A 21,065-nucleotide genomic window follows, 5' to 3' on the forward strand; every position below is an offset into this window, starting at 1 on the left:
TGATCGACAACCGACGATAGGGGGCCGCCGCAACGCCGGCGCAGGGCGAAGGTCACGGCGGGCTGTCGGAGGTTCGACAGCGCAGCGCCCCCGGCCGGTGGTAGGGGCCGGGGGCGCTGCGCGGGGGTCGGACTACTCCTCGGTCGGCGGCAGCGGCGAGCGCCGGCTCTTCGGCAGCCGCAGCACCTCGAACTGGTCCGTGCCGTCGAGCAGCGCGGCCGAGGGCGCCGGCCGGGCCGGCGACTCGGCGGTCGGCGTACCGGTGGCGGCGACCCCGGCCGGGACCGGCACGTCGGCCTCGTCCCCGGCGGCGGCCGGCGCGGCCGGCTCGACCGGGGCCGGGCCACCGGAGCGCCGGGCCCGGCGGGCCCGCAGCGACTCCTTGGTGCGCTCCACCATGGTGTAGAGCGTCGGCACCAGCACCAGGGTCAGCAGCGTCGAGGTGAGCAGACCGCCGATCACCACCACGGCCAGCGGCTGGGAGATGAAGCCACCCTCGCCGGTCAGCCCGAGGGCCATCGGCAGCAGCGCGAAGATGGTGGCGACCGCGGTCATCAGGATCGGACGCAGCCGCCGCCGGCCGCCCTCGACCACCGCCTCGGTCACGCCCATCCCCTGCTGCGCCCGGTACTGGTTCACCAGGTCCAGCAGCACGATCGCGTTGGTCACCACGATGCCGACCAGCATCAGCACGCCGATCAGCGCCGGCACGCCGAGCGGGGTGCCGGTGACCAGCAGCAGGCCGATCGCGCCGGTCGAGGCGAACGGGATCGAGATCAGCAGGATCAGCGCCTGGGTGATGCTGCGGAAGGTCGCCACCATGATCAGGAAGACGATCGCGATCGCGGCCAGCACCGCCAGGCCCAGGTCGCCGAAGGCGTCCTCCTGCTCCGCGCTCGCGCCACCGACGGTCACCGTCGCGCCGGGCACGTCGATGTCGGCGATCCGCTTCCGCAGCTCCTGGGTGATCGCCCCCAGGTTGGAGCCGGTGGCGGTGCCGGTGACGGACACGCTGCGCTCACCGTCGATCCGGGTGACCTGCTGCGGTCCCTCGCCCTGGGTGACGTCCGCGATGTCGTCCAGCTTGACCGGACCGACCGGCAGGGCGCGCAGCTGCTCCAGGGTCGTCGGCGGGGTGGCCGAGGTCCGCAGCACCACGTCCTGCTGACCGCCGTCCAGGGTCACCCGCCCCAGCGGGGCCCCCCGGTACGCCTGCGACACCAGCTGCCCGACCGCCGCCTCGCTCAGCCCGACCCGGGCCGCGGCGAGCCGGTCGACGGTGACGTCGACCCGGGGCACCCGCGTCGCCAGGCTGGTCGAGACGTCCTCGACGTCGGGCGTGCCGGCCATCGCCACGCGAGCCTCCTCGGCGGCCCTGGCCAACGTCTCCTGGTCGGCGGCCTGGACGACCAGCTCCAGCTGGTCACCCTGGCCCTGGCCGAAGGTGAGCTCGCCGCCCTCGGCGCCGAGGGCGTCGAACTTCTCCCGCAGGATCTCCTTCATCTCCTTGGCGTCGGTGTCGCCGTCGAGCGCCACCGACCAGCGGGCGGTGTTGTTGCCCCCGCCGCCCAGCCACGGCTGGTCGCTGCCGCCCGCGGTGACCTGGTACGTCTCGACGCCGTCGGTCCGGCCGAGCACCTCCTCGACCCGGCGGGCCGCCTGGTCGGTGGCGGCCAGTCCGGCGCCCGCCGGCAGCTCCTGGGTGATGTTCAGGGTGTCTTGGCCGGAGTCGTCCAGGAAGTTGGTCTCCAGCTTCTGCGCCAGGCCGAACGTGCCGAGCAGCACCAGCAGCCCCACCGCGACGGTGATCCAGCGCGTCCCGCGGGTGCGGGTGGCGAACCCGATCGTCGGCAGGTACGCCCGCTGCAACGGGCTGCGCAGCTCCTTCTCCTCGGCGGCCCGGCGCACCTCGGCGTCGTCCGCCCCGGCCCGGCGCGGCTTCAGGAACCAGTACGCCAGCACCGGGATCACGGTCAGCGAGACCAGCAGCGAGGCGAGCAGGGCCACCGTCACGGTGATCGCGAACGGCGCGAAGAGCTGCCCGACGAAGCCGCCCACCAGCGCGATCGGGGCGAACACCGCGACCGTGGTGAGGGTCGACGCGGTCACTGCGCCGGCCACCTCGCGGACCGCGGCGACGATCGCGTCCCGCTTGGGTTCGCCGTACTCCAGGTGGCGTTTGATGTTCTCCAGCACCACGATCGAGTCGTCGACCACCCGGCCGACGGCGATGGTGAGCGCGCCGAGGGTGAGCAGGTTGAGCGAGTAGTCGCCGACCCAGAGCGCGAGCAGCGCCACCACCACCGACAGCGGGATGGAGACCGCGGTGACCAGGGTGGAACGCACCGACAGCAGGAAGACCAGGATCACCACCACGGCCATCAGCAGGCCGAGCAGGCCCTCGGTGGTCAGGCTCTCGATCGACTTCTCGACGAACGGCGCCTGGTCGAAGACGACGGTCAGCTCGGCGCCGGAGGCGGAGCGCAGGGCGTCGAGCCGGTCCCGGATCTCGTGCGAGATGCGCACGGCGTTGCCGTCCGGGGCGGCGATCACCTGGACGCCGAGGCTCTCGATGCCGTTGGTGCGGGTGATCGCGGTGGCCGGAGCGAGCTGCTGCTGCACGGCGGCCACGTCACCGAGGCGGACCGGCGGCGCCTTGGGCACGCTCGGGGTGAGCACGATGCCGCGCAGCTCGTCCAGGGTGGTGATCGGGGCGCCGACCTGCACCGGGAGCGCCCGGGTGCCGTCGGTGACCGCGCCGGCCGGCACGGAGATGCCGTTGGTCTTCAGCGCCGTCCCGATGGCGGTCGGGGCCAGCTTCGCGGCGGCGAACTTCGCCGGGTCCGGCGTGATCGTCACGACCTGGTCGCGGGTGCCGGTCACCTCGACGGTACGGACGCCGTCGATCCCCTCCAGCTCTCCTACGACGGTGCTGCGCAGCTTCTCCGCCAGCGCCCGCTCGTCGCCGCCCCCGCTGGCGGCGAGCACCACCGCGGGCAGGTCGTCGGTGCTCCCGGTGAGGACCTGCGGGTCCACCTCCGCCGGGAGCTGCGCGTCGATCCGGCCCAGCGCCGTCTGCATCTTGTTGGCCGCGTCGTCGACGTCGGTGCCGAACTCGAACTGCACCGAGACGGTCGCCGAGCCCTCCCGCGAGGTGGAGGTGACCTTCTCCAGCCCGGGCAGGCCCTGGAGGCTGTTCTCGATCGGCTCGGTGACCTGGGACTCGACGATCTCCGGCCCGGCGCCGGGGTAGACCGCCACGACGAAGGCGCCGGGGAACTCCAGCGACGGCAGCAGCTGCTGCTTGAGCGAGGGGACGGCGAACGCCCCGAACGCCGCGGTCACCACCGCGATCAGGGCGACCAGTCCGCGGTTGGCGAGGCTGGATCTGGCGAGCAGCGACATCAGCGGACTCACTCCTGCAGGAGGTCGACGGGGTGACCAAAGTGTGCCCGATTCACTTTCCCCCACCCCCACCGGCCCACCGCCGCCCCGCCCTCCCCCGCACCGCTCGTCGATCATGAAGTGGTTGCCACCGGAAAGCGCTCACCAGGGCGACAACTTTATGATCGACACGCGGCCCGGCCGGCGGGCCGGAGGGGTCAGGCGAGGTCGAGGGAGCGGGCGGCGGCGAGGGCGTCGTTGGCGATGGTGAGCGGGGCGGGGGCGGTGGAGATGGCCCACTCCGGGTCCTTGAGGCCGTGGCCGGTAACCGTGCAGACGACCGTGGAACCGGGCGGGACCCGGCCCGCCGCGGCCTGCTGGAGCAGGCCGGCCACGCTGGCCGCGCTGCCCAGCTCGACGAAGACGCCCACCTCCCGGGCGAGCAGCCGGTACGCCGACAGGATCTCCCGGTCGCTGACCGCCGCGATCAGGCCCTGCGAGGCGTCCCGGGCGTCGACCGCCTTCGTCCAGCTCGCCGGGTTGCCGATCCGGATGGCGGTGGCGATCGTGGACGGCTCGTGCACCACCTGGCCGGTCACGATCGGCGCGGCGCCGGCGGCCTGGAAGCCGTACATCTTCGGGGCGCGGGTGGCGTTGCCGGCGGCCAGGTCCTCGCCGTAGCCCATCCAGTACGCGGAGATGTTGCCGGCGTTGCCGACCGGCAGGCAGTGGATGTCGGGGGCGTCGCCGAGCGCCTCGACGATCTCGAAGGCGGCGGTCTTCTGGCCGTGCAGCCGGTCCGGGTTGACCGAGTTGACCAGCGCCACCGGGAAGTCCTGGGCGAGCTTCGCGGCCAGCGACAGGCAGTCGTCGAAGTTGCCCTGGACCTGGAGCAGCTTCGCCCCGTGCACCAGCGCCTGGGCGAGCTTGCCCAGCGCGATCTTGCCCTGCGGCACCAGCACGGCGCAGGTGATCCCGGCCCGGGCCGCGTACGCCGCGGCGGAGGCGCTGGTGTTGCCGGTGGAGGCGCAGATGATCACCTTGTCGCCCGCCTCGACCGCCTTGGACACCGCGACGGTCATGCCGCGGTCCTTGAACGAGCCGGTCGGGTTGGCCCCCTCGACCTTCAGGTGCACGTCACAGCCGAGCCGGGCGGAGAGCACCGGCGCGGGCAGCAGCGGGGTGTTCCCCTCGTGCAGGGTGACGACGGGAGTGGCGTCGGTGACCGGCAGCCGGTCCCGGTACGTCTCGATCAGACCGCGCCACATGTCGCTCTCCTCGCCTCGCCCCGTTCCGTCGGGGGTGTCTCAAGCCTGGACCAGCCGACCGGGGCGACGACCGGCGCACCCGCCGCCACCCACCAGACGGGACGCCCTACTGCCCGCCCTCCACCCGCAGCACGCTGGTCACCGATCCGACGATGTCCAGCCCGCGCAGCTCGCGTACGGTCGCGGCGAGCGCCGCGTCCGGCGCGACGTGGGTGACGATGACCAGCTCCGCGTCGGAGCCCCGACCGGCCGGCCCGCCGCCCGCCGGGCCCTGCCGCACGGTGGCGATGGAGACCTCGTGCCGGGCGAACACCCCGGCCACCGCCTCCAGCACACCCGGACGGTCGGCCACGTCGAGGCTGATGTGGTAGCGGGTCAGCGCCTCCCCCATCGGCCGCACCGCCAGGTCGGCGTACGCGGACTCGCTGGCCGCCCGCGCCCCGGCGAGCCGGTTGCGGGCCACCGCCACCACGTCCCCGAGGACGGCGCTGGCGGTCGGCGCGCCACCGGCGCCCCGGCCGTAGAACATCAGCTGCCCGGCCGCCTCGGCCTCGACGAAGACCGCGTTGAACGCATCGCCGACGCTGGCCAGCGGGTGGGTCAGCGGGATCATCGCCGGGTGCACCCGCACGCTGACCGTCTCCCGGCCCGCGGCGTCGGCGCCCCGGGCCGCGATGCAGAGCAGCTTGATCGTGCAGCCCATCGCCCGGGCACTGGCCACGTCCGCGGCGGTCACCTCGGTGATCCCCTCGCGGTGCACGTCGGCGGCGGTGACCCGGGTGTGGAACGCCAGCGAGGCGAGGATGGCGGCCTTGGCGGCGGCGTCGAAGCCCTCCACGTCGGCGGTCGGGTCCGCCTCGGCGTACCCGAGCTCGGTGGCCTCCTCCAGCGCCTCGGCGAAGCCAGCGCCGGTGGCGTCCATCGCGGAGAGGATGAAGTTGGTGGTGCCGTTGACGATGCCGGTGACCCGGTTGATCCGGTCCCCGTGCAGCGAGTCGCGCAGCGGGCGCAGCAGCGGGATCGCCCCGGCCACCGAGGCCTCGTAGTAGAGGTCGGCGCCGCCCTCGGCGGCCGCGTCGTGCAGGGCCGCGCCGTCCTCGGCGAGCAGCGCCTTGTTGGCGGTGACCACGCTCTTGCCGGCCCGCAGCGCCTCGACCAGCCAGCCGCGCGCTGGCTCGATGCCGCCGACCACCTCGACCACCACGTCCACGTCGTCGCGCTTGATCAGCCCGAGCGGGTCGGTGGTGAACAGCGCCGGGTCGACCGGCAGGTCACCGCGGTCGCGCCCGACCCGGCGTACGGCGATGCCGGCGATCTCCAGCGGGGCGCCGATCCGGGCGGCGAGGTCGGCCGACTGCTCGTGCAGCAACCGGACCACCTCGCTGCCCACGGTCCCGCAGCCGAGCAGCGCCAAACGCACAGGTGACGTCATCCCACATCCAAAGCGAGCAGGTCCTCTTCGGTTTCCCGTCGGACGATCAGCCGGGCCCGGCCGTCCCGCACCGCGACCACCGGGGGGCGGGGCACGTGGTTGTAGTTGCTGGCCATGCTGCGGCAGTACGCGCCCGTGCCGGGCACCGCGACAAGATCTCCGGGCTGCACGTCGGCGGGCAGGAATTCATCCTTCACCACGATGTCCCCGGACTCACAGTGCTTTCCCACCACGCGGGCGAGCATCGGCTCGGCCACCGACGCCCGGTTCGCCATGGTGGCCGAGTACGAGGCGTCGTAGAGCGCGGTGCGGATGTTGTCGCTCATCCCGCCGTCGACGCTGACGTAGGTGCGGATCCCGTCGACGTCCTTGACCGTGCCGACCTCGTACAGGGTGAAGACCGCCGGGCCGACGATCGCCCGGCCGGGCTCGATCGACAGGTGCGGCACGGCCAGCCGCTCCGCCGCGCACTCCCCGTCGACGATCTTGCGCAGCCGCTTGGCCAGGTCCTGCGGCGAGGCCGGGTCGTCCTGGGTGGTGTACGCGATGCCGAAGCCGCCGCCGAGGTCCAGCTCGGGCAGCTCCACGCCGCGGGCGTCGCGGATCTGCGCCTGCAGGGCGAGCACCCGGCGGGCGGAAACCTCGAAGCCGCTGGCGTCGAAGATCTGCGACCCGATGTGCGAGTGCAGGCCGCGCAGGTCGAGCACGCCCTCGTCGAGCACCTTGAAGGCGGCCGCCGCGGCCGCCCCGCCGGCGAGCGAGAAGCCGAACTTCTGGTCCTCGTGCGCGGTGGCGATGAACTCGTGGGTGTGCGCCTCGACGCCGACGGTGACCCGGATCAGCACGCCGGGGCGTACCCCGCGCTCGCGGGCCAGCGCGGTGAGCCGGTCGATCTCCGTGAACGAGTCGAGGATGATCCGACCCACCCCGGCGTCCAGCGCCCGGGTCAGCTCGGCCACGGACTTGTTGTTGCCGTGGAAGCCCATCCGCTCCGGCGGCATCCCCGCCGACAGCGCGGTGGCCAGCTCGCCGCCGGTGCAGACGTCGAGGTGCAGGCCCTCCTCGGCGATCATGCGGACCACGGCCCGGCAGAGGAACGCCTTGCCCGCGTAGTAGACGTCGACGTCCGGAAAGGCGGCGCGGAAGTCGCGGCAGCGCGAGCGCAGGTCGTCCTCGTCGAGGACGTACAGCGGGGTGCCGTACTCGGCCGCGATGTCGCGGACGCCCAGGCCGGCGACGGCGAGCGCGCCGTCGCCGGCGCGCGTCACGTTGCGCGGCCACAGCTGCGGCACCAGGGCGTTGACGTCGGCCGGGGTACGCAGCCACGCCGGCTCCCGGCTGCCGATGTCGCCGTGCAGGGCACCGGCCTCATGCGCGCGCACGAATGCTCACATCCTCTCCGGAGCGGTGACGCCGAGCAGGTGCAGGCCGTTGGCGATGACCACCCGCGTCGCGTCGTTGAGCCAGAGCCGGGCCCGGTGCAGGTCGGTGACCTCCTCGTCGCCGCGCGGCAGGATCCGGCAGTTGTCGTAGAACCGGTGGTACGCCCCGGCCAGCTCCTCCAGGTAGCGGGCCACCCGGTGCGGTCCCCGCAGCTCGGCGGCGGTGGCCACCACGGCGGGGAACTCGGCGAGCGCCTTGAGCAGCTCGTTCTCCTTCTCGTGCCCGAGCAGGTCGGCCCGGAAGTCGGCGGCGTCGCCGCGGGTCAGCCCGACCTCGGCGGCGTTGCGCCCGACGCTGGCCGTCCGGGCGGCGACGTACTGCACGTAGTAGACCGGGTTGTCGCGGGTGGCCCGGGTCCACAGCTCGACGTCGATGTCGATCGGGGAGTCGCTGGAGTAGCGGGCCAGTGCGTACCGGGAGGCGTCCACGCCGATCGCGTCGACCAGGTCCTCCAGGGTGACCACGGTGCCGGCCCGCTTGCTCATCCGCACCGGCGCGCCCTCGCGGACCAGGTTGACCAGCTGGCCGATAAGGATCTCCAGGTTGCGGTCCGGGTCGTCGCCGAAGCAGGCCGCCATTGCCTTCATCCGGCCGATGTAGCCGTGGTGGTCGGCGCCCAGCATGATCACGACCCGCTCGAAGCCGCGCTCGCGCTTGTCCAGGTAGTAGGCGCAGTCGGCGGCGAAGTACGTCCACTCGCCGTTGGACTTGCGCAGCACCCGGTCCTTGTCGTCGCCGAAGTCGGTGGTGCGCAGCCAGGTCGCGCCGTCGGCCTCGAAGAGGTGACCCTGCTCGCGCAGCCGCTCCAGGGCGAGGTCCAGCTCGCCCCGGTCGTGCAGGTCCTTCTCGTTGAAGTAGGTGTCGAACTCCACCCCGAAGGCGCGCAGCGAGGACTTGATCTCGGCGAACATCAGCGCGACGCCCTCGACCCGGAAGGCCTCCTGGGCGGCGGCGTCGTCCAGCTCCAGCACGTCCGGCCGGACGGCGCGGACCTGCTCGGCGATCTCGGCGATGTACGCGCCGCCGTACCCGTCCTCGGGGGCCGGCTCGCCCTTCGCGGCGGCGAGCAGCGACCGGGCGAACCGGTCGATCTGGGAGCCGGCGTCGTTGAAGTAGTACTCGGTGCCCACGTCGGCGCCGGTGGCGCGGAGCAGCCGGCTCAGCGCGTCGCCGACGGCCGCCCAGCGGACGCCACCGATGTGCACCGGGCCGGTGGGGTTGGCCGAGACGAACTCGAGGTTGATCTTCTGGCCGGCGAGGGCGTCGCTGCGGCCGTACTCCGCGCCGGCCTCGACGATCGACCGGGCGAGCTGGCCCGCCGCGGCGGCGTCGAGCCGGATGTTGAGGAAGCCGGGGCCGGCGATCTCCACGGACTTGACCCCCGGGGCGCGGCCGAGCTGGTCGGCCAGCGCGGCGGCCAGCTCCCGCGGCGGAACCCCCACCTTCTTGCTCAGCTGCAGCGCCAGCGTCGAGGCGTAGTCGCCGTGCTCCGGATTGCGCGGTCGCTCCACCGCCGTCCGCTCCGGGAGCGCGGCGGGGTCCAGGCCCCGCTCGGTGAAGACGGCGTGGGCTGCGGAGAGGACGACCTCGGCGAGTTCTGCGGGAGTCACCGAACCATGCTAACGGGGGTAGACTCGGTCACTCGGCGGCGACCCTGCGCGTCACCCTGCCCGCCAACTCCCTGACCGACCGACCTGACGAGGCACCATGAGCATCAGCACCCCGGGCGGCCCGGAGCGCCGTCCGACCGTGGTCAGCACCGGCAAGAAGCCGGCGGCTGGCCGGCCCGCGTCCGGCGCCAAGCCCGGGGCCGGCAAGTCGGCGGGCTCCCCCCGCCAGACCTCGGGTGGCAAGGGCCCCCGCAAGCCGGTCGCGCCGGTCAAGGTGAGCCAGGGCCGGTCCTGGGGCCCGATCGCGCTCTTCGTGGCCGTCGGCGTGCTCGCCGCGGCGATCATCGGGTACGGCGCGTACGCGGCCTTCCAGGGCTCCAAGCCGTGGGAGAAGCGGGCCGCCGACATCGACGGCATCGTCGACTTCCGCAAGAAGGACGCCAAGCTCGTCCAGGGCGGCCAGCACCAGCAGGGCCCGATCAAGTACGACGTCAACCCGCCGGTCGCCGGCCCGCACAACGCGGCCTGGCAGAACTGCATGGGTGACGTCTACGACGCCCCGATCGCCAGCGAGCACGCGGTGCACAGCATGGAGCACGGCGCGGTCTGGATCACGTACCGCTCCGACCTGCCGGCCGACCAGGTGGCGACGCTGAAGAGCAAGGTCCAGGGCAAGGAGAAGCTGATGCTCAGCCCGTTCGACGGGCTGGACAAGCCGATCTCGCTGCAGGCCTGGGGCTACCAGCTCAAGGTCGACAACGCCGACGACGGCCGGATCGATGACTTCATCAAGACGCTGCGCGTCAACGCCTCGGTCGAGGGCCCGAACGCCAACTGCGGCCAGGGCATCACGGCCACCGGCACCACCCCGCGCGACCCGCAGCCCGCCCAGCAGTAAGGAACGGCCATGACCGCTCCCGTGACGACGGACAGCGCACCCGACGAGGCCCCGGTCACCGACGACGGTGGCCGGCGGTCCGCGCGCCGCTACGGCCTCCTCGCGCTGACCGCCGCCGTCGTGGTCGGTCTCCTCCTGGGGTACGCCGGCGGCCTGCTGACGCCGAGCCTCACCCGACCGGGTGACAGCTCGGCCGAGGCGGGCTTCGCCCGGGACATGACCAGCCACCACGCCCAGGCGGTGGAGATGGGGCTGATCGCCTTCCAGAAGGGCAGCGACCCGGAGGTACGCCAGATCGGCGGCGATATCGCCACCGGTCAGCAGGGCGAGATCGGCACCATGCAGACCTGGCTGCGGTCGTGGGGGCTGGACCCGACCGGCTCGGAGCCGGCGATGGCCTGGATGCCGGACGGCCGGGACAGCCTCCGGGACGGGCTGATGCCCGGCATGGCGACGCCGCAGGAGATGGCGCAGCTGCGCGCGGCGCAGGGACACGACCTCGACGTGCTCTTCCTGCGCATGATGATCAAGCACCACCTGGGTGGGATCCACATGATCCAGGGCATCCTCGACCACGGCGGGGATGACGACGTGCTCAAGGTCGCGCAGACCATGAAGAACACCCAGCAGACGGACCTGGTCAACCTCCAGAACGCCCTCAAGCGCCTGGGTGGCTGAGCCCGGCACCCGGCTCGACGGAGGCCCGCGTACCGCCCCGGCGGACGCGGGCCTCTGTCCGTTCCGATCGGTACGGGCTGTCCCTTTACAACCTTTTGGCAGCCTTTGGTTGCTCCGACCGATTCCGGTCGTTGGAGACTTTTCTCCCCACATATCGTGACCAGTTGCGATTCGGGCTCGTTGCGCAGGACGTGGGGGTTGCACTGAGAGACGCGCGGCGTTCGGTCACCAGCTGGTGCCGGCGCCACACCATCGGCGGTGACGGAGCGGTGGCAGCCGTCCGTCGCGGACACCGGCAGGGCGAGCCCGGAACGCTCAGCCGCGAACAGGAACTCGAACTGATCGACAGCCTGCGGGGCGTCCACCCCGACGAGTTCGGGCTGGACGAGGAGCTGTGGACGCGACAGAGCCTGACCACGCTGATCCAACGCCAGTTCGACCTGGCGATGGACGCCGGCGACGTCGGGGCGTACCTGCGGGCCTGGGGGTTGGGTCCGCGGGAGCCGCGGGAGCGGGCCTGCGGGCTCTGCGTCGGCGCGGTCGAGCGCTGGGTGCGCAGCGAGTACCCGGCGATCACCCGGGCCGCCCAGGAGCACTCCGCGGAGGTCTACTGGATCGGCCGGGTACGCCTGCGCGGCACCATGCCGGCCGCGGACGTGATCTCCGCGGTGTCGTCCCGGGGCCGGGTCCGGTTCATGGTGACCACGCCCGGCGTGGACGCGCCGCTCCCCCGCGACTTCGTGCTGCGACTCAGCGGCGCCGAGGAGCGCACCGTGCACCTGATCGTGGACGGCTCGTGGCCCAAGAACGAGTGGCCCCGACGCCTCCCCCGACGCATCGTCCTGCACCCCCTCCCCAGCTGCGGCCGCACCCTCGCCGCCGCCTGACCCACCCCGCCCTTTTCGCGTTGATCATGAAGTTGTTGTCGGCGGGCACGCGGCGTGTCGGGACAACAACTTCATGATCAACGCGGGATTCGCGGGACGCGGAGGAGGCACCGGGTGCCGATTCGGTGTTCGGGATGGGGTTTGGTACTCTTCTCGGGTCGCTGAGCCCCCGTAGCTCAGGGGATAGAGCACCGCCCTCCGGAGGCGGGGGCGCAGGTTCGAATCCTGCCGGGGGCACACAACATCGCAGGAGCGGGCTCCGCGACAAGACGAACGAGGATTCCCCGGCGGGTACGCCGGGGAATTTTTCGTTTCCGGATCGGCACGCACCCGCAAGGTCATGGACCCGGTGACCCGGAGTCGGGGTGGACCGGCCCGGGCGGGAGAGCGGCGCCACAGCTGCCGATGTCTACCGCGTCACCCGGCGGCCGAGGAACCAGACAGCCCTGCCAGCCGGGGCATGGACCGGACTCCATATTGCCGGATTGTTACAACTCCCGTGCATCGGAAACTTGCGGATCGCCTTCGCGCGTGAATAAGTTGTGGTACGCAACAAAACCTCGTGAAGCCCGACCCAGCGAGAGGCATCCATGATGTTGGCGAGGTGCAGCAAGTCATGAGCGACGCGCCCATCCTCCTGGAGATGCGCTCCATCACCAAGGAGTTCCCGGGAGTCAAAGCTCTTTCCGACGTCAACCTCATGGTGCGCGCCGGTGAGATCCACGCCATCTGCGGCGAGAACGGCGCGGGCAAGTCGACGCTGATGAAGGTGCTCAGCGGCGTCTACCCGTACGGCACGTACGACGGCGACATCGTCTACCAGGGCGCCGAGACCCGCTTCTCCGACATTCGGGCGAGCGAGGCCGCCGGCATCGTGATCATCCACCAGGAGCTCGCGCTCATCCCGCACATGTCGATCACCGAGAACATCTTCCTCGGCAACGAGCCGCGCAAGCGGGGTGCGATCGACTGGAAGGCCGCGAACCGGATGGCCCTGGACCTGATGGCCCGGGTCGGTCTCCAGGAGGACCCGGACACCCTGATCAAGGACATCGGCGTCGGCAAGCAGCAGCTGGTGGAGATCGCCAAGGCGTTCGCCAAGGACGTCAAGCTGCTCATCCTGGACGAGCCCACCGCCGCGCTCAACGAGGCGGACTCGCGCCACCTGCTGGACCTGCTGCGCGGCTTCCGCGCACGGGGCATCACCTCGATCATGATCTCGCACAAGCTGAACGAGATCGAGGCGATCGCCGACCAGATCACCATCCTGCGCGACGGCCGGACGGTGGAGACCCTGGACGTCCAGGCGGGCGCGGTCGACGAGGACCGGATCGTGCGGGGCATGGTCGGCCGCGAGCTGAGCAGCCGCTTCCCGGACCACACGCCCAAGATCGGCGAGGTCTTCTTCGAGGTCCGCGACTGGAACGTCCGGCACCCGATCTCGGCCGAGCGCCAGGTCTGCAAGAACGAGAGCTTCGTCGTACGCCGCGGCGAGATCGTCGGCTTCGCCGGCCTGATGGGCGCGGGCCGCACCGAGCTGGCGATGAGCGTCTTCGGCCGCTCCTACGGGGTGTACGAGTCGGGCACGATCATCAAGGACGGCAAGGAGATCGTGCTGAAGTCGGTTGCGGACGCGATCGCCCACGGGCTCGCGTACGTCAGCGAGGACCGCAAGGCGATCGGCCTCAACCTGCTCGACGACATCAAGGCGTCGACGGTGGCCGCCAAGCTGTCCAAGATCTCCAAGCGCGGCGTCCTGGACGAGGTCGCGGAGTACCAGGCGGCCGAGTCGTACCGCCGGGAGCTGCGAACCAAGGCTCCGTCGGTCGACGAGAGCGTCTCCAAGCTCTCCGGCGGCAACCAGCAGAAGGTCGTCCTGGCGAAGTGGATGTTCACCGACCCCGACCTGCTGATCCTCGACGAGCCGACGCGCGGCATCGACGTGGGCGCCAAGTACGAGATTTACGGCATCATCCAGCGGCTCGCCGACCAGGGGAAGGGCGTCGTCGTCATCTCCTCGGAACTGCCTGAGCTGATCGGGCTCTGCGACCGCATCTACACCGTGTTCGAAGGAACCATCACCGGCGAGATCGCCCGTGAGGATGCGGACCCGGAGACCCTCATGAAGCAGATGACCTCTACGAAGAAGATGCAGACACGATGAGCCGATTGAAGGACCTGCAGAAGAACCTCTTCGGAGGCACCACTTCCAACGCCCGCCAGTTCGGGATGATCTTCACCCTGGTGGCGATCGTCGTCCTGTTCCAGATCTGGACGGACGGGCTGACCCTGCGGTCGGACAACCTGATCGCGCTGTTCCAGCAGAACTCGTACATCCTCATCCTGGCCATCGGCATGCTGATGGTGATCGTCGCCGGGCACATCGACCTCTCGGTCGGCTCGGTCGCTGCCATCACCGGCATCCTGGTGGCCAAGTCGATGGCGGAGTGGTCGCTGCCCTGGCCGGTCGCCATCCTCTACGGTCTCGCCATCGGCGCGATCATCGGCGCCTGGCAGGGCTTCTGGGTCGCCTACATCGGGGTGCCGGCGTTCATCGTCACCCTGGCGGGCATGCTGCTTTTCCGGGGCGGCAACCAGTTCATCGGCGACGCGAACACCATCCCGGTGCCGGAGGGCTTCCGGGTGATCGGCTCGGGCTTCCTGCCCGAGGTCGGCCCGAGCACGGGCTACAACAACCTGACCCTGCTGCTCGGCCTGGCCGCCTGCGTGGCCGTGGTGTGGCGGGAGCTGAAGTCCCGCAAGACCCGCCGGGAGATGGACGCCGACCCGGCACCGATGTGGATCTCGGTCCTTCGGATGGCCGTCATGGTCGGTGTGATCGTCTTCGCCTCGCTGCGCTTCGCCAGCGGTCGCGTCGGCACCAGCTTCCCGGTCTCCGGCATCATCCTGGTGGCGCTGGTCCTGGCGTACTCCTTCTACACCCGCAACACCGCCGGCGGCCGGCACATCTACGCGGTCGGCGGCAACTCGCGGGCGGCGGAGCTCTCCGGCGTCAAGCTCAAGCGGGTCAACTTCTTCGTCATGATGAACATGTCGGTCCTGGCCGCGCTGGCCGGCATGATCTTCGTGGCCCGTTCGGCGGCCTCCGGTCCGCAGGACGGCAACGGCTGGGAGCTGGACGCGATCGCCGCGGTCTTCATCGGCGGCGCGGCCGTCGCCGGCGGCATCGGCACCATCAGTGGCTCGATCGTCGGCGGTCTGGTCATGGCCGTGCTCAACAACGGCCTGCAGCTGAAGGGCGTCGGCAGCGACCAGGTCCAGATCATCAAGGGGCTGGTCCTGCTGCTGGCCGTCGCGCTCGACGTCTACAACAAGAAGCAGGGACGTTTCTCGATCATCGGCAGCCTCACCCGCTCGTTCCGCCGAGACACGCCCAGCACGCCCTCGTCCCCGTCGGAAGCGGAGCGCGAGCCCGCCAAGACCGCGGTGTCCGGCTGACGGCCACCGACCTCTCCCCTATCACCACAGAAGAAGGGCACTACTCCCCATGCGCAATCTCCTTGCCAAGACGGTGGCGATCGGCGCCATCGCGACGCTGGCCCTGACCGGCTGCGGCTCCGGCCGTGACGGTGAGTCCGGCGGCTCCGGCGCCCCGGCCAAGGGCTTCGCGGCCGACTCCCTGATCGGTGTCGCCCTGCCGTCGAAGACCTCGGAGAACTGGGTCCTCGCCGGTGACCTGTTCACCAACGGCCTGAAGGAGGCCGGCTTCAAGAGCGACGTGCAGTACGCCGGCGCGTCGACCACCGTTGCCGACCAGCAGGCCCAGATCACCGCCATGGTGACCAAGGGTGCCAAGGTCATCGTCATCGGCGCGACCGACGCCGCGCAGCTGTCGACCCAGGTCGCCGCGGCGCACCAGGCCGGCGCGAAGGTCATCGCGTACGACCGCCTGATCACCAACACCCCGGACCTCGACTACTACGTCGCGTTCGACAACTTCAAGGTCGGCCAGCTCCAGGGCCAGGCCCTGCTGGACGGCATGAAGGCCAAGAAGCCGAACGGCCCGTACAACATCGAGCTCTTCTCCGGCTCCCCGGACGACAACAACGCCGGTGTCTTCTTCAACGGCGCGATGAGCGTGCTCAAGCCGGAGATCGACAAGGGCAACGTCGTCGTCGCCTCGAAGCAGACCGACGTCAAGCAGACCGCCATCCAGGGCTGGAAGGCCGAGGGTGCGCAGGCCCGCATGGACCAGCTGCTGACCTCGACCTACGGCAACAAGGAGCTGGACGGCGTCCTCTCCCCGAACGACACGCTGGGCCGCGCGATCATCACCTCGATCAAGGGTGCCGGCAAGCCGATCCCGGTCGTGACCGGTCAGGACTCCGAGGTCGAGTCGGTCAAGTCGATCATGGCTGGCGAGCAGTACATGACGATCAACAAGGACACCCGGAACCTGGTCAAGCAGACCATCGCGATGGTGAAGTCCCTCCAGGCCGGTGACAAGCCGGAGATCAACGACACCAAGTCGTACAACAACGGCAGCAAGGTCGTCGACACGTACCTGCTCCCGCCGGTCGCCGTGACCAAGGCGAACGCGGCCGAGGCGTACGCGAACGACCCGAAGCTGTCGCCGCTCACCAAGTAAGCACCTTCAGGGTAGTCACGACGTCGGGTCCCGGAAGTCCGTTTCCGGGACCCTTCGTTGTACTCCCCGGCAGATACCCACAACCGACCGGGAGGCGGCCTGACCGTGGCGACACCCATGCGGTCCGGGCCACCCCGGCAGGGCCGCAACCCGGAACTCCTGCCGGCCTCGGCGCCCGGCGCCAGCCAGGAGGAGATCCGCCGGCAGAACCTCGGCGCCGTGCTGCGCTACGTCCACGTGCACGGCCCGACCTCCCGCGCCGAGCTGACCAGTCGGCTCCGGCTCAACCGGAGCACCATCGGCGCGCTCGCCGCCGACCTCGCCGCCGCCGGCCTGGTGACCGAGGAGGCGCCCACCACCGCCCGCCGCGCCGGCCGCCCCTCGCTGGTGGTCAGCCCCCGCTCCGACCGCGTCTACGCGCACGCGCTGAGCATCGAGGCGGACCGGCTGCGCGCCGCCCGCGTCGGCCTCGGCGGCCGCATCCTGGACCTGCGCGAGGCCGACCGTCCGTCCGGAATGACCGCCCCCGACGCCGTCGCCCCGCTGGCCGACTTCGTCCGCGACATGGAACGCGCCGTCCCCGGTGACGCGCTGCTGGCCGGCGGCGCGGTCGCCGTGGTCGACACGACCCGCGACGCCGACGGCCGGATCCGGATCGGCGGCGCCGACGAGACGCTGCACGCCGCGCTCAGCGCGGAGTTCGCGGCCGGCCCCCGATTCGTCACCGGCGACCTGGCCGACATCGCCGCCCTCGCCGAGCACGTCCGGGGCGTGGCGGCGGGGGTCAACGACGTCGTCTACCTGCACGGTGACCTGGGCGTCAGCGCCGGCATCATCAGCGGCGGCCGGCTGGTGCTCGGCCACCGCGGGCGCAGCGGCAAGGTCGGCCACATGGTGGTCAACCCGGACGGCCTGCCCTGCGGGTGCGGCTCACGCGGCTGCTGGGAGACCGAGATCGGCGAGGCGGCGCTGCTGCGGCACGCCGGCCGCGAGCCGGGCGGCCCGGACGCGGTCGCCGAGGTGCTGCGCGCGGCGGCGGCCGGGGAGCAGCCGGCGGTGGCGGCCGTGGAGCGGGTCGCCGACTGGCTCGGCTTCGGCGTGGCCAACCTGGTCAACGTGGTCAACCCGAACACCGTGGTGTTCGGCGGCTCGCTGCGCGAGCTCTACCTCGCCGGCGCGGGCACGGTCCGCCGCCGCCTGGACACGATGGTCCTGCCGCCCTGCCGCGAGATCGTGCACCTGCGCGCGGCGGCGCTCGGCCGCGACGCCGCCCTGATCGGCGCCGCCGAACTGGCCTTCGACACACTCCTGGCGGACCCGCTGCACGCCGGCGCCGCCGGCTAGAGCCGGCGCCGGGGCCAGGCTGGTCGGCACCGGCGTCGACGTCGTTCGCCGCCAACGCGGGGCCGTCCGGTCGGGCCGTCGCCGGTCGCGGCTAGGTGTCGGAGGCGCGGACCGTCCGGAGCAGGAAGCCGGGCAGCGAGAGCTCCCGGCCGCCGGTCTCCGCGGCCACGTCGATCTCATCGATCTCCGTGTCGACCCACTGCGGCTCGGCGAAGCCCGCCCGCAGCAACTCCTCGGTCACGCCCCAGCCGTGGCCCGCCGCGAGGGAGACCGCCAGTACGAAGACGGTCGCGCCCGGCGCGGCGAGGCTCGGCAGCAGCGCGAGGTATGCGTCCACCGCGCCGCCGCCGCGCCGGTGGAGACTGTGCAGCAGACCGGAGTCGAACACCGAGTCGAACGGCGCCGAGGGCAACGACAGCTCCGTGGCGTCCTGCACCTCGAAGTGCACCGTCAGGCCCTCGCCGGCGGCCTTGGCGCGGGCCATGTCGATCGCCACGCGCGAGATGTCGACCGCCGTCACCTGGTAGCCGCGGCGGGCGAGGGCGATCGCGAGGTCACCGGGGCCGCAGCCGATGTCGAGCACCTTCGGGCCCTGCACCCCGCGGTCGAGCACCGCCGCGAGGGCCGGCTGCGGACCGCCGATGTCCCAGGGCGGCCCGCCCGAGTCGGCGGTGTCGCGGTAGAGCGCGTCGTAGTCGTGGGGCCCGTAGCCGTCAACCTCGGCGTCGTGTGCGGTCACCGCGAACCCCCTGGACAACTCGTTCGCCGGCCGAAGCTCGACCAGCACCGTCCTACCGTCGGCATGACGCGGGTCAGCCGGCCGCCCGCCGGGCCCGGGCTCGGCGTTTCCCCTCGTGCATGGCCTGCACCCGGGCGACCGGGATGGTCCGCCCCTCGGCGACCAGCTCGGCCGGGAGCCGCTGCGGGGCGGGCAACGCGTCGGCCCACGGGTCCCGGTCGGCCACCAGCGCCGGCACCGTCCGCACCGTGAAGTCGGCCGGGGTGACCCCGTCGAGGTCGTCCCAGGCCACCGGGAAGGAGACCGGCAGGCCGGGCCGGACCCGCGGGCTGTACGCGGCCACCACGGTCGCCCCGCCGGCCCGGGTCGCGTCGACGAAGACCCGGCCGCCCCGGTCCTCCCGGATGAAGGCTGTGGTGGCCAGGGCCGGGTCGAGCCGTTCGGCGTGCACGGCGAGGGCCCGGGTGGCGGCGGCCGCCTCCTCGGCGGTCGTCGTCGGGTCGACCGGTACGAAGACGTGCACGCCCTTCGCCCCGCTGGTCTTGAGCGCCCCGGTTAGGCCGATGTCGTCGAGCGCCCGCCGCACCAGCGCGGCGGCCCGGACCACCAGCCCGAACGGCTCCCCCTCCGGCGGGTCGAGGTCGAGCACCAGGTAGGTCGGGTGCTCGGGATGCGCCACCGTGCTCAGCGTCGGGTGGTACTCGATCGCCCGCTGGTTGGCGAACCAGAGCAGGGTGCGCCGGTCGTCGCAGAGCGCGTAGGACACCTGCCGGTGGGACGCCTCCGCCCAGACGGCGGTGCGGCGCACCCAGTCCGGCGTGTACTTGGGCAGGTTCTTCTGCATGAACGGGTCCTGCCCGCGCAGCAGCCGGATCACCGAGAGCGGTCGGTCGCGCAGGCCGGGCAGGATGCGCTCGCGCACGGCGTCCAGGTAGTCGACCAGGTCCCGCTTGGTGACGTCACCGCCGGCGAGCAGCGGTTGGTCCAGGTTGGTCAGCCCGACCCCGTCCCGGGTCTCCTCCGCCCCGCTCATCAGCCCACCTTCCCGGCTGCGCCTTCCGGCCGCAAGCCGACGCGGCGGTCAGCCCGCGAACGGGTCGCCGCCGCCGCGCAGCGCGTCGAGCATCCCGGCGGCCCGGGCCCGGGCCGCGTCGTACACCCCGGAGCCGAGACTGATCCGGGCCACGCCGAGGCGGGCCAGCTCCCCGACCCCGGGCGTGCCGGGGCGCAGCAGCACGTTCACCGGCCCGTCGACCGCCGCGACGAAGCGCCCGACCAGCTCCGGGTCGGCCAGCAGGATCGGGTAGACGCAGTCGGCGCCGGCGGCGCGGTAGCGACCGGCCCGGCGGACCGCCTCGTCGAACGCCCGGGCCGGATCGCCGGCGGCGCGCAGGAAGACGTCCACCCGGGCGTTGACCACCAGGTCCGGCCCGGCCGCCGCGCGGACGGCGGCGAGCAGGTCGGCCTGCTGGTCCACCTCGCACAGCCGTCCGGTACCCGGTTCGGAGTCCTCCAGGTTGAGTCCGGCCGCCCCGGTGGCGAGCAGCCGCTCGACCAGTTCGGCCGGCGGCAGGCCGTACCCCCGCTCCAGGTCGGCGGTGACCGGCACCTCGACGGCCCGGACGACCCGGGCCACCGCGGCGAGCATCTCGGCCACCGGGGTGGCCTCGCCGTCGGTGTGGCCGAGCGATTCCGCCACGGCGGCGCTGCTGGTGGCGACGGCGGGGAAGCCGGCGGCGGCGACGGCGCGGGCGGAGCCGGCGTCCCAGGCGTTCGGCAGGATCAGCGGGTCGCCGGGGCGGTGCAGGGCGCGCAGCGCGGCGGCGGAACGGGTCGACGTCATGGGTCGATTCTCGGCCGGCGGGTGGCCCACCTCTAAGCTCCAATCCCGTGCCGATGGACTGGGCCGGTTTCGGCGTCGACCTGCACCTGGAGCTGGACGCCAGCGGCGGCCGGCGGGCCGGGCTGGAACGCGCGCTGCGCGCGGCCATCCGGGACGGCCGGCTGCCGCCGTCGACGCGGCTGCCCGCGACCCGGGCGCTCGCCGCCGAGCTGGGCCTCGCCCGGGGCACGGTCAGCGCCGCGTACGACCAGCTGGTCGCCGAGGGCTGGCTGGTGGCCCGGGTCGGCTCCGGAACCGAGGTGAGCCCGCTGCGGCAGGCCGGGCCGCCGGCCGCCACGCCGACGCCCGGTCCCGCCGCCCCCCGGTACGACCTGCGGCCGGGCAGCCCGGACGTGGGCGCCTTCCCGGTCACCGCCTGGCTGCGGGCCACCCGCCGGGCGCTGGCCGTCGCCCCGGCGAGCGCGTACGGCTACGGCGATCCGCGCGGGCGGGCCGAGCTGCGCGCCGCGCTCGCCGGCTACCTGGGCCGGGCCCGCGGCGTGCTGGCCGACCCCGAGCGGATCGTCGTGACCAGCGGGTACGTCCAGGCGCTGGTACTGCTGACCACGGTGCTGCGGGAGGCCGGCGCGCCGACGGTGGCGATGGAGGACCCGGGGCTGCCCTTCCACCGCGAGGTGGTGCGCCGCCAGGGCGGCCGGGTGCTCCCGCTGCCGGTGGACGACGGCGGGGCCCGTACCGACCTGCTCGGCGTCGGGGAGCTGGCCGAGGTGGCGGCGGCGGTGGTCACCCCGGCCCACCAGTACCCGACCGGGGTGACGCTGCGCCCGGACCGCCGGCACGCGCTGACCGGCTGGGCCCGGGACGCCGCCGCCCTGGTGGTCGAGGACGACTACGACGGCGAGTTCCCGCTACGACCGGCAGCCGGTCGGC

Annotated in this window: 15 protein-coding genes, 1 tRNA gene and 1 pseudogene; 9 read left to right on the plus strand and 8 right to left on the minus strand. The window is 72.5% G+C overall.

What is annotated here, in order from left to right; translation table 11 throughout:
* Positions 1-132: 132 nt before the first annotated feature.
* The 5 genes from ACTWM8_RS25265 to argS form a co-directional block, all read right to left on the minus strand.
* On the minus strand, positions 133-3,405 hold the full coding sequence (locus ACTWM8_RS25265; RefSeq protein ID WP_446214669.1) for an efflux RND transporter permease subunit: 3,273 nt from the start codon (positions 3,403-3,405) through the stop codon (positions 133-135).
* Positions 3,406-3,602: 197 nt separating this feature from the next.
* Positions 3,603-4,652 (minus strand): threonine synthase, encoded by a 1,050-nt coding sequence (gene thrC, locus ACTWM8_RS25270; protein ID WP_446211179.1) that lies wholly within the window; start codon positions 4,650-4,652, stop codon positions 3,603-3,605.
* Positions 4,653-4,758: 106 nt separating this feature from the next.
* Positions 4,759-6,072, minus strand: coding sequence for a homoserine dehydrogenase (locus ACTWM8_RS25275; RefSeq protein WP_172894566.1), 1,314 nt, complete (start codon positions 6,070-6,072; stop codon positions 4,759-4,761).
* An 8-nt stretch (positions 6,073-6,080) separates the two neighbouring features.
* A complete protein-coding gene (gene lysA / locus ACTWM8_RS25280; protein WP_446211180.1) occupies positions 6,081-7,466 on the minus strand; it encodes a diaminopimelate decarboxylase in 1,386 nt (461 codons plus the stop codon).
* A gap of 6 nt (positions 7,467-7,472) precedes the next feature.
* Positions 7,473-9,137 carry an arginine--tRNA ligase gene (gene argS / locus ACTWM8_RS25285; protein ID WP_446211181.1) on the minus strand — a complete coding sequence of 555 codons (1,665 nt, stop codon included), beginning with the start codon at positions 9,135-9,137 and terminating at the stop codon, positions 7,473-7,475.
* 97 nt (positions 9,138-9,234) lie between these two features.
* Between argS and ACTWM8_RS25290 the strand changes: the two genes are divergently transcribed.
* The 8 genes from ACTWM8_RS25290 (at position 9,235) to ACTWM8_RS25325 (ending at position 17,553) form a co-directional block, all read left to right on the plus strand.
* On the plus strand, positions 9,235-10,035 hold the full coding sequence (locus tag ACTWM8_RS25290; protein WP_446211182.1) for a DUF3105 domain-containing protein: 801 nt from the start codon (positions 9,235-9,237) through the stop codon (positions 10,033-10,035).
* A 9-nt stretch (positions 10,036-10,044) separates the two neighbouring features.
* Positions 10,045-10,713: a DUF305 domain-containing protein gene (locus ACTWM8_RS25295; protein ID WP_446211183.1), complete on the plus strand. Its 669-nt coding sequence runs from the start codon at positions 10,045-10,047 to the stop codon at positions 10,711-10,713.
* 191 nt (positions 10,714-10,904) lie between these two features.
* The gene (locus ACTWM8_RS25300) at positions 10,905-11,600 is read left to right on the plus strand and encodes a winged helix-turn-helix domain-containing protein (RefSeq protein ID WP_446214670.1); all 696 of its coding nucleotides are present in this window, start codon (positions 10,905-10,907) and stop codon (positions 11,598-11,600) included.
* 165 nt (positions 11,601-11,765) lie between these two features.
* A tRNA-Arg gene (locus ACTWM8_RS25305) sits at positions 11,766-11,837 on the plus strand.
* A 379-nt stretch (positions 11,838-12,216) separates the two neighbouring features.
* Positions 12,217-13,764, plus strand: coding sequence for a multiple monosaccharide ABC transporter ATP-binding protein (gene mmsA / locus ACTWM8_RS25310; protein ID WP_446211184.1), 1,548 nt, complete (start codon positions 12,217-12,219; stop codon positions 13,762-13,764).
* On the plus strand, positions 13,761-15,059 hold the full coding sequence (gene mmsB / locus ACTWM8_RS25315; RefSeq protein ID WP_446211185.1) for a multiple monosaccharide ABC transporter permease: 1,299 nt from the start codon (positions 13,761-13,763) through the stop codon (positions 15,057-15,059). Before mmsA ends, mmsB begins: the two co-directional genes overlap by 4 nt.
* Positions 15,060-15,108: 49 nt before the next feature.
* Complete coding sequence (locus ACTWM8_RS25320; RefSeq protein ID WP_446211186.1) at positions 15,109-16,209, plus strand: substrate-binding domain-containing protein; 1,101 nt, start codon at positions 15,109-15,111, stop codon at positions 16,207-16,209.
* A gap of 117 nt (positions 16,210-16,326) precedes the next feature.
* On the plus strand, positions 16,327-17,553 hold the full coding sequence (locus ACTWM8_RS25325) for an ROK family protein (protein ID WP_446214671.1): 1,227 nt from the start codon (positions 16,327-16,329) through the stop codon (positions 17,551-17,553).
* A 91-nt stretch (positions 17,554-17,644) separates the two neighbouring features.
* Here the strand turns inward: ACTWM8_RS25325 and ACTWM8_RS25330 are convergent, their stop codons facing one another.
* The 3 genes from ACTWM8_RS25330 to ACTWM8_RS25340 form a co-directional block, all read right to left on the minus strand.
* Positions 17,645-18,292: a class I SAM-dependent methyltransferase gene (locus ACTWM8_RS25330; protein WP_446211187.1), complete on the minus strand. Its 648-nt coding sequence runs from the start codon at positions 18,290-18,292 to the stop codon at positions 17,645-17,647.
* Positions 18,293-18,365: 73 nt separating this feature from the next.
* Positions 18,366-19,325 (minus strand): non-homologous end-joining DNA ligase, encoded by a 960-nt coding sequence (gene ligD / locus ACTWM8_RS25335; RefSeq protein WP_446211188.1) that lies wholly within the window; start codon positions 19,323-19,325, stop codon positions 18,366-18,368.
* 48 nt (positions 19,326-19,373) lie between these two features.
* Entirely contained in the window at positions 19,374-20,135 is a 762-nt protein-coding gene (locus tag ACTWM8_RS25340; protein WP_446211189.1) for an isocitrate lyase/PEP mutase family protein, read from the minus strand.
* A gap of 53 nt (positions 20,136-20,188) precedes the next feature.
* Here ACTWM8_RS25340 and ACTWM8_RS25345 point away from each other — a divergent pair.
* Positions 20,189-20,956 (plus strand): annotated as a pseudogene (locus tag ACTWM8_RS25345) (aminotransferase-like domain-containing protein); the annotation flags it as partial.
* Positions 20,957-21,065: the final 109 nt, after the last annotated feature.

The organism is Micromonospora sp. IBSANI012 (assembly GCF_052814045.1).